The organism is Pseudomonas sp. P110(2024), assembly GCF_057480795.1.
The window spans coordinates 171425-182864 of record NZ_JBLIYT010000002.1 but is presented as its reverse complement, the minus strand read 5'-3'; the positions used below and the strand labels follow the sequence as shown (position 1 = coordinate 182864).

At 65.3% G+C, this 11440-nt stretch carries 11 protein-coding genes; 5 read left to right on the top strand and 6 right to left on the bottom strand.

All coding sequences use genetic code 11. The features are described from left to right. Positions 1 to 3: 3 nt before the first annotated feature. On the bottom strand, positions 4 to 1158 hold the full coding sequence (gene ttgA / locus AC25ND_RS03790) for a toluene efflux RND transporter periplasmic adaptor subunit TtgA (RefSeq protein WP_028690204.1): 1155 nt from the start codon (positions 1156 to 1158) through the stop codon (positions 4 to 6). 247 nt (positions 1159 to 1405) lie between these two features. Here ttgA and ttgR point away from each other — a divergent pair, with 247 nt between their 5' ends. After that, positions 1406 to 2038: an efflux transport transcriptional regulator TtgR gene (gene ttgR, locus AC25ND_RS03785; RefSeq protein WP_028690203.1), complete on the top strand. Its 633-nt coding sequence runs from the start codon at positions 1406 to 1408 to the stop codon at positions 2036 to 2038. A 78-nt stretch (positions 2039 to 2116) separates the two neighbouring features. Here ttgR and AC25ND_RS03780 read toward each other — a convergent pair whose 3' ends face one another. Then, positions 2117 to 3568: an MDR family MFS transporter gene (locus tag AC25ND_RS03780; protein ID WP_028690202.1), complete on the bottom strand. Its 1452-nt coding sequence runs from the start codon at positions 3566 to 3568 to the stop codon at positions 2117 to 2119. A gap of 396 nt (positions 3569 to 3964) precedes the next feature. Between AC25ND_RS03780 and AC25ND_RS03775 the strand changes: the two genes are divergently transcribed. Next, a complete protein-coding gene (locus AC25ND_RS03775) occupies positions 3965 to 4834 on the top strand; it encodes an isocitrate lyase/PEP mutase family protein (RefSeq protein WP_028690201.1) in 870 nt (289 codons plus the stop codon). A 6-nt stretch (positions 4835 to 4840) separates the two neighbouring features. On the opposite strand, the gene AC25ND_RS03770 is transcribed toward AC25ND_RS03775, so the two are convergent. Together AC25ND_RS03770 and AC25ND_RS03765 are read right to left on the bottom strand one after the other, a co-directional pair. Beyond that, positions 4841 to 5014, bottom strand: coding sequence for a hypothetical protein (locus tag AC25ND_RS03770; protein WP_167388398.1), 174 nt, complete (start codon positions 5012 to 5014; stop codon positions 4841 to 4843). A 76-nt stretch (positions 5015 to 5090) separates the two neighbouring features. Further along, entirely contained in the window at positions 5091 to 5999 is a 909-nt protein-coding gene (locus AC25ND_RS03765) for a LysR family transcriptional regulator (protein ID WP_028690200.1), read from the bottom strand. 103 nt (positions 6000 to 6102) lie between these two features. Between AC25ND_RS03765 and AC25ND_RS03760 the strand changes: the two genes are divergently transcribed. Together AC25ND_RS03760 and AC25ND_RS03755 are read left to right on the top strand one after the other, a co-directional pair. Next, positions 6103 to 6978 (top strand): MBL fold metallo-hydrolase, encoded by an 876-nt coding sequence (locus AC25ND_RS03760; RefSeq protein WP_486976114.1) that lies wholly within the window; start codon positions 6103 to 6105, stop codon positions 6976 to 6978. A 28-nt stretch (positions 6979 to 7006) separates the two neighbouring features. Next, the gene (locus AC25ND_RS03755) at positions 7007 to 7621 is read left to right on the top strand and encodes an NAD(P)-dependent oxidoreductase (RefSeq protein ID WP_062364124.1); all 615 of its coding nucleotides are present in this window, start codon (positions 7007 to 7009) and stop codon (positions 7619 to 7621) included. Positions 7622 to 7744: 123 nt separating this feature from the next. Here the strand turns inward: AC25ND_RS03755 and AC25ND_RS03750 are convergent, their stop codons facing one another. Further along, positions 7745 to 8626 carry a LysR substrate-binding domain-containing protein gene (locus AC25ND_RS03750; RefSeq protein ID WP_028690197.1) on the bottom strand — a complete coding sequence of 294 codons (882 nt, stop codon included), beginning with the start codon at positions 8624 to 8626 and terminating at the stop codon, positions 7745 to 7747. A 112-nt stretch (positions 8627 to 8738) separates the two neighbouring features. Between AC25ND_RS03750 and AC25ND_RS03745 the strand changes: the two genes are divergently transcribed. Further along, positions 8739 to 10376 carry a 5-guanidino-2-oxopentanoate decarboxylase gene (locus AC25ND_RS03745; protein ID WP_486976151.1) on the top strand — a complete coding sequence of 546 codons (1638 nt, stop codon included), beginning with the start codon at positions 8739 to 8741 and terminating at the stop codon, positions 10374 to 10376. Positions 10377 to 10449: 73 nt separating this feature from the next. On the opposite strand, the gene AC25ND_RS03740 is transcribed toward AC25ND_RS03745, so the two are convergent. Beyond that, entirely contained in the window at positions 10450 to 11370 is a 921-nt protein-coding gene (locus AC25ND_RS03740; protein ID WP_028690195.1) for an AraC family transcriptional regulator, read from the bottom strand. Positions 11371 to 11440 lie beyond the last annotated feature (70 nt).

The window sequence follows — 11440 nt, the reverse complement described above, 5'->3', positions numbered from 1 at the left end:
GGTTTACTCCGCTTTGGCGTCGGCTTTGGCCGTGTTGGCCTGAGCAGGGCCGGCCGGCTTCTTGACGTTGGTGGCTTCGCTGACCTTGACCTCGACGCCCGGTCGCACGAACTGCAGCCCTTCGGTGATCAGACGATCGCCCGGGTTCAGGCCTTCCTCGATCAGCCAGTCGCTGCCCAAGGTGCGGCTGGCCTTGAGCTGGCGCAGTTCGACCTTGTTCTCCTGGTTGACCACCAGCGCGGTCGGCGCGCCCTTGAGGTCGCGGGTCACGCCCTGTTGCGGGGCCAGGATGGCGTTGGCGTTGACCCCGGCCTTGAGCCGCGCATGCACGAACATGCCAGGCAGCAGGGTGTGGTCGGGGTTGGGGAAGATCGCGCGCAGGGTGACCGAGCCTGTGGTCTCGTCGACGGCGACTTCGGAGAACTCCAGGCGACCCTGTTGCTTGAACAGGCTGCCGTCCTCCAGCACCAGTTGCACCTGGGCGGCGTTGTCGCCGGCCTTCTGCAGTTGGCCGCTTTCCAGGTCACGACGCAGCTTGAGCAGCTCGGCGGTGGACTGGGTGACGTCGACGTAGATTGGATCGAGCTGCTGGATGGTGGCCATGGCGTTGGTCTGGCCGTTGTTCACCAGGGCGCCTTCGGTGACCGAGGAGCGACCGATGCGGCCACTGATCGGGGCCAGTACCTTGGTGTAGCGCAGGTCGATCTGGGCGCTCTTGAGCGAGGCCTCGGCCTGCAATCGTTTGGCATTGGCGTCGTCGTATTCCTGCTTGGAGACGGCCTGCTCGTCGATCAGTTGCTTGTAGCGTTCGGCCAGCGAGCGGGTAGCCTGCAGGTTGGCCTGGGCGTTGGCCAGGGTCGCCTCGTAGACGGCCGGGTCGATCTGGTAGAGCTGCTGCCCTTCCTTGACGTCGGTGCCTTCCTTGAACAGGCGCTTGAGAATGATGCCGTTCACCTGCGGGCGAACCTCGGCCACCCGGTAGGCGCTGGTACGCCCCGGCAGTTCCGAGGTCAGGGTGAAGGCTTGCGGTTGCACGGTCACGACGCCGACCTGAGGAGCCTGCGGCGCAGGCGCTGCTTCCTCTTTCTTACAGCCACTGAGCAGGGTTGCCAGGGCCACGGCGGAAACCAGGGCGGTTACGGCTGGCTTGAATTGCATGAGGATCCTCGGGTCGCAGGAGCAAGGGAGCTCAAGAATATAGTGGAAGAGTCTTAAGAGAAAAACGCTATCCGGTGGATAAATAGCTTGCTAAGGAATATACTTACATTCATGGTTGTTTGTAAATACCGTCGGTGAGTCGCCGCGGATCGTCCACATGCACCCGGGAGTGGCCCATAAAATGCTCGCCCCGGCCCGATTCCCGTCCGCCAGATGTGCGGGCGGGGCCTGATGAGGTTGTACTGCCATGGTCCGTCGAACCAAAGAAGAAGCCCAGGAAACCCGTGCCCAGATCATTGAGGCGGCGGAAAAGGCCTTCTACAAGCGCGGTGTCGCGCGTACCACCCTGGCCGACATCGCCGAGCTCGCGGGGGTGACCCGCGGGGCGATCTACTGGCATTTCAGCAACAAGGCGGAGTTGGTGCAGGCGCTGCTCGATAGCCTGCACGAAACCCATGACCACCTGGCCCGGGCCAGTGAAAGCGAGGACGAACTCGACCCGCTCGGCTGCATGCGCAAGCTCTTGCTGCAAGTGTTCAACGAGCTGGTGCTCGATGCCCGTACCCGGCGTATCAATGAAATCCTGCATCACAAGTGCGAGTTCACCGACGACATGTGTGAGATTCGCCAGCAACGCCAGGGCGCGGTGCTGGACTGCCATCAGAGCATCGCCCTGGCCCTGGGCAATGCGGTACGTCGTGGCCAGTTGCCCGGGGAGCTCGATATCGATCGGGCTGCCGTGGCCATGTTTGCCTATGTGGACGGCCTGATCGGCCGCTGGCTGCTGCTGCCGGACAGCTTCGACCTGTTGGCCGATGTCGAAAAATGGGTCGATACCGGGCTGGATATGCTGCGCTTGAGCCCAGGCTTGCGCAAATGACACTTTGTTAAGGATTGTGAGGAAGTGTTACTCCTTTGCGATTAAGGGGGCGTTAGTACCCCCTGTGGGCGCAGACAGCTAGCGCCCGCGCAACTGCCGGTCGGGTAAGGCCAGCGCCGCCAGCAGTCCGATCAGCGAAGCGCCGGCACTGACCAGCAGCAGGTCGCGGAAGGTTTCCAACAAGCGCGCCTGCGTCTGCGGATCCGCCTCGCCGGTCTTGAGGCTCCCCAGCAGCGGGTTGCCCAGCATTTCGAAGCCGCCCTGATGCAGCAGCGCCAGCAACAGGCTCGACATGCACGCCACCCCCATCGCCCCGCCGAGCGAGCGGAACAGGTTGGTGGTACTGGTCGCCACGCCGATGTCCCTGCTGTCCACCGCGCTTTGCGTGCCCACCAGCGAGGTGGGGAACTGCAGGCCGCAGGCGATGCCGGTCAGCAGCATGAACACCGCGCCGAGCAAGCCCGACTGTGGTGGTGTCAGCGCCATGGCGGCAATGGCTAGCGGCATCAGCAGTGCTCCGGTCAGGATCTGCGGTTTGAAGCGGCCGGTGCGGCTGGTCATGCGTCCACCGGTGAAGGCGCCGACGGGCAGCCCCATGGCCAGTGGCAGCAGGTGCAGCGCCGCGCTGTCGGCACCCGCACCGGTAATGCCCTGGTAGCGCAGGGGCATGAGCATGGTCAGCGAAATCGACTGGAAGCTGGCGAAGAAGATCACGCACCAGCACAGCACCGCCACCCGATTGCCGAACAGGCTCAGCGGCAGCAGCGGCTCGCGGCAACGGCGCTCGTGGGCGATGAACGCCAGCAGCCCGAGCAGCGCGCAACCCAGCAGCGCCAGCACCTGCGACGACAGCCAGGCATGCCCCTGGCCGACCAGGGTGATGCCCAGCAGCAGGCTGCCCAGACCAACGATCATCAACACAGCGCCCAGGTAGTCCACCCGGGCCTCGCGGCGCTTGACCGACAACCCGTCCAGCGCCCGATGGATGACCCACAGGGCGACCAGTCCCAGCGGCAGGTTGATCCAGAACACCCAGCGCCAGGACAGGTACTCGGTCAGCCAGCCGCCGAGCACCGGCCCGGCGACACTGGCCAGGGCGTACATACTGCTGAAATAGCCCTGGTAGCGTCCGCGCTCGCGCGGTGGCACGAAGTCGCCGATGATCGCCTGGCTCACCGACACCATGCCGCCGGCGCCGATGCCCTGGAGCACCCGCGCCAGCACCAGCTGCGGCATGTCCTGGGCCAGGCCGCAGGCCACCGAGGCCAGGGTGAACAGGGCAGTGCCGGTGAGGATCATGCGCCGCCGACCATACAGGTCGCCGAGCTTGCCGTAGATCGGCACCGCGATGGTCATGGCCACCATGTAGCCGGAGATGACCCAGGCCAGCAGCCCGACGTCATTGAACTGCGCGGAGATCGCCGGCATGGACACGGCGACGATGGTCTGGTCGAGTGCGCCGAGGAAGATCGCCAGCATCAGGGCGGTCAGGACGCTACGCAGGACGGTGGGGGGCAGGGCGGCAGTCACGGTGGATACCTTGTGGTCAGAGCTGGCACGAGCGCGAGGCGTCGTGGGCTTGTCGTGCGATGGGATCGTCAATGGGGGCGTATTGTAGCCTGAGTTACATAGCTACCTATGTACTCCATGCATCCCCTATGCAAGATCGGCATTAGCGCATTCATCCAGCGATGCATGACCGCGTGATATCGTGGCAGGGCCGCAGAGGCTGAAATCCGGGGGCTGCACCAGCATGGTGCAGCTGTTTGCCGCAGGGTTTCGCGTCGCTGTATGTCCACACCTTCTATTCCTCTGCCTGCATGTCGAGCATGACCGCCCTGATGGCGACGGTTGGAACAGTCAGGTAGACCCGATACAGGGGTCGGTTGTCAGCCGTTCACAAATTTCATTACAAGCGGAGTGATCATGCCCAAGGCTTCCCACCACGATCTGCGTTTTGCCTTTCGCGAACTGCTTGCTTCAGGTTCGTGCTATCACACCGCTTCGGTCTTCGACCCGATGTCCGCCCGTATCGCCGCGGACCTGGGCTTCGAAGTCGGCATCCTCGGCGGCTCGGTCGCCTCGTTGCAGGTCCTGGCCGCGCCGGACTTCGCCCTGATCACCCTCAGCGAGTTCGTCGAGCAGGCCACCCGCATCGGGCGCGTGGCCCAGTTGCCGGTGCTCGCCGACGCCGACCACGGCTATGGCAATGCGCTCAATGTGATGCGCACGGTCATCGAGCTGGAGCGCGCCGGCGTGGCCGCGCTGACCATCGAGGACACCTTGCTGCCGGCCCAGTTCGGCCGCAAGTCCACCGACCTGATCTCGGTGGAGGAGGGCGTGGGCAAGATTCGCGCGGCGCTGGAGGCACGTGTCGATTCGGCGCTGGCGATCATCGCCCGGACCAATGCTGGCGTGCTCACCACCGAGGAAATCATCGTCCGCACCCAGAGCTACCAGAAGGCCGGCGCCGATGGCATCTGCATGGTGGGGGTGAAGGACTTCGAGCAGTTGGAGCAGATCGCCGAGCACCTGAGCGTGCCGCTGATGCTGGTCACCTACGCCAACCCGAACCTGCGCGACGACGAACGCCTGGCGCGCCTGGGCGTGCGCATCGTGGTCGATGGCCATGCCGCCTACTTCGCCGCGATCAAGGCCACCTACGACTGCCTGCGCCAGCAGCGTGGCCAGCAGCACAAGTCGGACAGCCTCGGCGCCACCGAGCTTTCGCACACCTACACCCAGCCCGAGGACTACATCCGCTGGGCGAAAGAGTACATGAGCGTCGAGGAGTGATTTTCTCTACCTGACGGCGCTCAGGGTGGCGCTGTGGGGAACGCAGTGTTCGTGGACGCAACTGGCCGCCGTGTTGGGCTGGCTTCGCAGCAGCTCGACCCGCCAGCAGGCCGAGCCATAAAGCCCGGCCACCGCGACCAGGGCGAAGACGAGGGCGCAACGCCTGGATTTGATGCTCATGGTGCGGACCTCCTGTTGGTGCAACAGGTCATACCTTCAAGCATAGGCCTTGTGCACGAATCTGCATCGCCTGGACTCAGCTCAATCCCTTGTCCCACTCCGGCTCGTCGCCGAACCGCTGCGCCAGGAAGTCGAGCATGCTGCGCAGCGTCGCCGGCATGTGCTTACGCGAGGTGTACACCGCATTCAGGGTCAGCTCCCGTGGCCTGGCGTGCGGCAATAGCCGCACCAGCTCGCCACTGCGCAACGCGGCCGCCGCCTGGTAGGTGGGCAACATGGCGATCCCGGCGTGGGCCAGGGCGGCTTTCTGCAGGGTCATGGCCTCGTTGGCGCTGATATTGCCCTGCACCGGCACGGCGACGTTCTGCCCGTCCACCTCGAAATGCCACAGGCTGTGGCCGAAGTAGGCGTGGGTCAGGCAGTTGTGCCGGCTCAGTTCCTCGACCTGGCGCGGCGTACCGTGCTCGCGCAGGTAGGCGGGGCTGGCGCAGACCACCGAGCGGCACACGCTCAGGCGCCGTGCGATGAGGTTGGGGTCGACGTCGTTGCTGGTGCGGATGGCCAGGTCGATGCGCTCGTCCACCAAGTTGACGGTGCGGTCGAGCATTTGCAGTTCCACTTTCACCCCAGGGTAGCGTTTGACATAGGCGGCCAGCGCATCCACCAGTTGGGCCTGGCCGAACGAGGTGCTGACGCTGATGCGCAGTTCACCGCGGGGGGCGTCGTCCGGCTGGCGCACGGCGTTCTGCAGGTCGCCGGCCAGCTCCAGCAACTGGCGGCAGCGGGGCAGGGTTTCGAGACCCGCCGCCGTCAGGCTTAGCTTGCGCGTGGTGCGTTGCATCAGGCGTGCGCCCACCCAGTCCTCCAGCTCCGCCAGGTAGCGCGATACCACGGGCCTGGAAAGCTCCAGATGATCCGCCGCGGCGGACTGGCTGCCCAGGTCGACGACGGTGACGAATACGCGCATGGCGTTGAGACGGTCCATGATCTGTCCGATTTTAGAAACAAACTATGTCGAAGCATCGCATTTTTTGTATTGGTTCGGGCAACTAAGCTTGTCTGCATCGTCCCACTCACAGGATCTTGCGATGTCTCTTCTCACTCCCCTGCGCGGCCTGCTGCTGGCCTGTCTCACCCTCGGCGGCCAGGCCATGGCCAGCGAACCGCTAAAGCTCGAAGCCTACAACCCTGGCCACGCGGCGATCTTCCCGGTCAGTTCGGTGATCGTCAGTGGCGCCCATGAGGCCATCCTGGTCGACGCCCAGTTCGGCAAAGGCCAGGCCGAGCAGGTGGTCGAACGCCTGCGTGCCAGCGGCAAGCAGCTCACCACCATCTATGTCAGCCATGGCGACCCAGACTACTACTTTGGCCTGGACACCATCGCCCAGGCGTTTCCCAAGGCCCGGGTGGTCGCCTCGGCCGCCACTGTCGAACACATTCGCAAGACCATGGACGCCAAGTTGGCCTACTGGGGCCCGCAGATGGGCGCGGACAAGCCGGCACGCCTGGTGGTGCCGCAGGTCCTCGAGGGCAATCGCCTGGAGCTGGAAGGCCAGGCACTGGAGGTTGTCGGCCTTGACGGTCCACAGCCGGACCGCAGCTTCGTCTGGATTCCCTCGATCAAGGCAGTGGTCGGTGGCGTGGTGGTTTCCGAGCACATCCACGTGTGGATGGCCGACACCCAGACCGCGCAATCCCACGCCGACTGGCTGAGCACCCTGGCGAAGATCGAGCAGCTTGCCCCGCGCACGGTGATCCCTGGGCATTACCTGGGCGACAGCAGCCGCTCGCTGGACGCGGTGCGCTTCACCGCCGGCTACATTCGTGACTTCGATACCGAAGCCGCCAAGGCCGCCGACTCCGCCGCGCTGATCGCAGCGATGAAGCAACGCTACCCGAACCTTGGCGACGAGAGTTCCCTGGAACTGGGGGCCAAGGTCGCCAAGGGCGAGATGAAGTGGTAATCCCTTTCAACCTGTTGGAGTGTTTCCCATGAGCAAGATCGCAATCATCGGCGCCACCGGGCGCGCCGGCAGCCAGTTACTGGAAGAGGCCCTGCGTCGTGGTCACAGTGTGGTGGCGATCGCCCGTGATCCGGGCAGCCTGCAAGGCCGTGACGGCGTGACGGTCAAGGCGCTGGATGCCAAGGACAGCGCCGCCCTGCAGGCGGCCGTGGCGGGCTGCGACGCGGTGCTGAGCGCGGCGCATTTTTCCACTCTCGAGCCGGGCGCGATCATCGAGCCGGTCAAGCGGGCCGGGGTCAAGCGCCTGCTGGTGGTGGGCGGGGCCGGCAGCCTGCTGCTGCCGTCCGGGCACCGGGTGATCGACAGCCCGGACTTCCCCGAGGCCTACAAGGCCGAGGCCAGCGCCGGGGTGCGCTTTCTCGATACGCTGCGCCGCGAACCGACCCTGGACTGGACCTTCCTGTCGCCGTCGGCGGAGTTCGTCGAAGGCGAGCGCAGCGGGCACTACACCCTGGGCAAGGACCACCTGCTGATCGGCGCAGACGGCAAGAGCTGGATCACCTTTGCCGATTACGCCATCGCCATGCTCGACGAGCTGGAAAAGCCGGCACACTCGCGGGCAAGGTTCACGGTCGGTTACTGAGTCGCACGGTACCTGTAGGAGCGGCCTTGTGTCGCGAAAGGACCCGCAAGCGGCCCCGGCGATCTATGCCATGGCCACGATCCTGGGGCCGCTGCGCGCCCCTTTCGCGACACAAGGCCGCTCCTACAGGGATTGTGCAAGGCTTGAGGCACGTGCCTGCAGCCACTCCATCAACTCGACCAGCCCCGCGGGCATGGTCTTCGAAGGTGTCACCAGGTAATACCCCTTCCCGGTCGTCACCTTCAGCTCGAACGGCATGCACAATCGGCCTGCGTGCAGGTCGTCGCCGATCAGCGAGAAATCGCCAATGGCGATCCCCGTCCCTTGGGAGGCCATGGCCATCGCCATGTCCAACGTCTCGAAATGCTGCTTCGGCCCCTGGGGCTCGAACCCGGCATTGGCCGCCTGCAACCACAACCGCCAGTCATGTTCGTCCCGCGAGGGGTGCAGCAGCATCTGCCGTGCCAGGTCCTGCAACTGCAAGGGGCCGCTAGACACCGATGGCGCGCAGACCGGCGTCAGTTGTTCGTCGAACAGCTTGCGTACCTGCTGCCCCTGGTTCGGCGCCGCGCCATAGACCACGGCCGCATCGAAGCCCTCGCGACGAAAATCCACGCCATGCTGCACCGTGGTGGTCAACTCCACCGGGACATCTGGGCGCAGTGCCTGCCATTCCAGCAAGCGTGGCAGCAGCCAGCGCATCACACAGGTCGGCGCTTTGAGCTGCAGTGTCGCGCTGCGTCCGCCGACCTCGCGCACGCCTTGCTCGATCAGGGCAAAGATCTGCTGCACCCGGGGCAGCCAGTCCTGCCCTTCGCGGGTCAGCGCCAGGCCTCGGGCCTGGCGCTGGAACAATGCGTAGCCCAGGTGCTCCTCGAGCCCGGCGATCTGCCGGCTGACCGCGCCTTGGGTGATATGCAGATGGTGCGCGGCGCGGGTGAAGTTGCAGTGCTGGGCGGTCACCAGGAAGGTGTGCAGGGCGGGGAGGGGCGGCAGGCGTTTCATTGTGACAAGCCATGATATGGGATCATGGCTAGTATGTGTTTTTTTGCATTGTGGCGGTAGTCGGCGCTTGTTTCCATGAGCACAGGTCTTAACAAGAATCGGGTACTCGATGATGGCAACCTGTGGTGAAGTGCTGGTCAAACTCCTCGAAGGCTATGGCGTCGATCATGTCTTTGGCATTCCCGGCGTGCATACCGTGGAACTCTACCGCGGCCTGGCCGCTTCCTCGATCCGTCACATCACCCCCCGCCACGAGCAGGGTGCCGGGTTCATGGCCGATGGCTACGCGCGTACCCGGGGTAAGCCTGGCGTGTGTTTCATCATCACCGGCCCGGGCATGACCAACATCACCACCGCCATGGGCCAGGCCTATGCCGACTCGATTCCGATGCTGGTGATTTCCAGCGTGCAATCGCGCAACCAGCTGGGCGGCGGCCGTGGCAAGCTGCATGAGCTGTCCAACCAGGCCGGGCTGGTAGCGGGGGTGGCGGCGTTCTCGCACACGCTGATGAGCGCCGATGATCTGCCTGAGGTGCTGGCCCGGGCCTTCGCCGTGTTCGACGGTGGCCGGCCTCGCCCTGTGCATATCGAGATCCCGCTGGATGTGCTGGTGGAACCCGCCGATCATCTGTTGCCGGGCCGCGTGGTGCGTACCACCCGTGCCGGCGCCGCGCCACAGACCGTGCAGCGCATGGCCGTGCGCCTGGCCAAGGCGCGGCGTCCGCTGATCCTGGCCGGTGGCGGTGCGCTGGAGGCGGGCACCGCGCTGGCGCGACTGGCCGAGCACCTGCAGGCGCCGGTGGCGCTGACCATCAACGCCAAGGGGTTGTTGCCCGCCAACCATCCGCTGCAGATCGGTTCGACCCAGACCCTGTCTGCCACCCGCGCGCTGGTGGCCGAGGCCGACGTGGTGCTGGCCATCGGCACCGAACTGGCCGAAACCGACTACGATGTGACCTTCAAGGGCGGTTTCGAGATTCCCGGCAGCCTGCTGCGGATCGATATCGACCCTGACCAGACAGTACGCAATTACCTGCCAGAACTGGCCCTGGTGGGCGATGCCGCCCAGGCCACCGAAGCGCTGCTGGTAGCCCTGAACCTGCAGGCGCAACCGCCGCGTGATAGCGATTGGGGAGCGGCGCGGGCCGCCCGCCTGCGCCAGGACAACGCGGCCAGTTGGGACCAGCCGACCCTGAGCCAGACCCGTCTGCTGACCAGCATCCTGCAAACCCTGCCGGACGCCATCCTGGTGGGCGATTCGACCCAGCCGGTCTATACCGGCAACCTGACCCTGGACATGGCCAGGCCGCGCCGCTGGTTCAATGCCTCGACCGGTTACGGCACGCTGGGCTACGCGTTGCCGGCCGCCATGGGCGCCTGGTTGGGCAGCGCCGAGTCGCCCGCCGAACGCGCGCCGGTGGTGTGCCTTATCGGTGACGGCGGGTTGCAGTTCACCTTGCCCGAGCTGGCCAGCGTGGTCGAGGCGCAGGTGCCGCTGATCGTGCTGCTGTGGAACAACCAGGGGTACGAGGAAATCAAGAAGTACATGGTCAACCGGGCGATCGAGCCGGTTGGCGTGGACATCCATACCCCGGACTTCATTGGCTTGGCGCTGGCGCTGGGGGCCGAGGCAGAGGACGTGGGCGATGTGGGGCAGTTGCAGGCGGCGTTGGGCCGGGCAGTGGAGCGTCAGGGACCGACCTTGATCCAGGTGGATCAAGGTCGGTGGCAGCAGGCGGTACTAGCCTGAGCGCAGTAGCGAGGGCTTTGCCGTCGATCGCGGGGCAAGCCCGATCCTACGGTCGTCCGATGTTTGTCTCTTTTCAGCTGGCGCTGGCGCGCAGGCGCGCCACGTCGCGAATCGGCGGTGCTCCGTACAAGCGGCTGTACTCGCGGCTGAACTGCGACGGACTTTCATAGCCCACCCGGTAGCCAGCCACCGCGGCCTCCAGCCCGTCATTGAGCATCAGTCGCCGCGCCTCCTGCAGGCGCAGCTGCTTCTGGTACTGCAACGGGCTCATCGAGGTCACCGCCTTGAAACGGTGGTGCAGGGTCGAGGTGCTGAGGTTGACCTCGCGTGCCAGGTCCTCGATGCGCAAGGGCTCCTGGTAATGCCGGTTGAGCCAGGCGATGGCCTGGCATACCCGGTGGGTCTGGCTGCTGGACAGGGCGATCTCGCACAGACGCCAGCCCTGGGGGCCACGCAGCACGCGATACATCAGCTCGCGGCGCACCAGTGGGGCGAGCACGGCGATATCCCGCGGGCTGTCGAGCAAGCGCACCAGGCGCAGCAGCGTGTCGAGCAACTGCGGATCGCTTTTCTCCACGAACAGTCCACGGCCGGAAGCCTGGCCGGGGACCAGTATCGGCCCGCTCTCGGCGATCAGCTGGCTGATCTGTGCCGGGTCGATATCCAGGCGCAAACCCAGGCAGGGGTTCTCCGGGCTGGCCTCGAGCAGGGCGCCGGTAATGGGCAGCGTCACCGAGACCACCATGTAGTGCAGCGGGTCGTAGGTATAGCGCTCGTCGCCCAGGAACAATGTCTTGCTGCCCTGGGCCAGGATGCACAAGGCCGGTTGTGCCAGGGCCGGCATGCCGCGTACATCCTCTTCGTAGCGGGTCAGGTACAGGTCTTCGATGGCCGACACCGAGCCATGGGGGATTTGGGCGTGACGCCGGATCAGTCCGGCCAGCTCCTGGCGTTGCTGCTCCAGAAGCGGATCGAGGGACGTGGATGAACTCATGGCGGTATTCCTCTGCTGACGGACGCAGCATAGGTTTGGGCAATGGCAGGCGCTAGTCGAAAGCTGCAGA

Coding starts and splice junctions, on each gene's coding strand:
- ttgA (WP_028690204.1), bottom strand. CDS start 1,158: ATGCAATTCAAGCCAGCCGTAACCGCCCTGGTTTCCGCCGTGGCCCTG.
- ttgR (WP_028690203.1), top strand. CDS start 1,406: ATGGTCCGTCGAACCAAAGAAGAAGCCCAGGAAACCCGTGCCCAGATC.
- AC25ND_RS03775 (WP_028690201.1), top strand. CDS start 3,965: ATGCCCAAGGCTTCCCACCACGATCTGCGTTTTGCCTTTCGCGAACTG.
- AC25ND_RS03770 (WP_167388398.1), bottom strand. CDS start 5,014: ATGAGCATCAAATCCAGGCGTTGCGCCCTCGTCTTCGCCCTGGTCGCG.
- AC25ND_RS03765 (WP_028690200.1), bottom strand. CDS start 5,999: ATGGACCGTCTCAACGCCATGCGCGTATTCGTCACCGTCGTCGACCTG.
- AC25ND_RS03760 (WP_486976114.1), top strand. CDS start 6,103: ATGTCTCTTCTCACTCCCCTGCGCGGCCTGCTGCTGGCCTGTCTCACC.
- AC25ND_RS03755 (WP_062364124.1), top strand. CDS start 7,007: ATGAGCAAGATCGCAATCATCGGCGCCACCGGGCGCGCCGGCAGCCAG.
- AC25ND_RS03750 (WP_028690197.1), bottom strand. CDS start 8,626: ATGAAACGCCTGCCGCCCCTCCCCGCCCTGCACACCTTCCTGGTGACC.
- AC25ND_RS03745 (WP_486976151.1), top strand. CDS start 8,739: ATGGCAACCTGTGGTGAAGTGCTGGTCAAACTCCTCGAAGGCTATGGC.
- AC25ND_RS03740 (WP_028690195.1), bottom strand. CDS start 11,370: ATGAGTTCATCCACGTCCCTCGATCCGCTTCTGGAGCAGCAACGCCAG.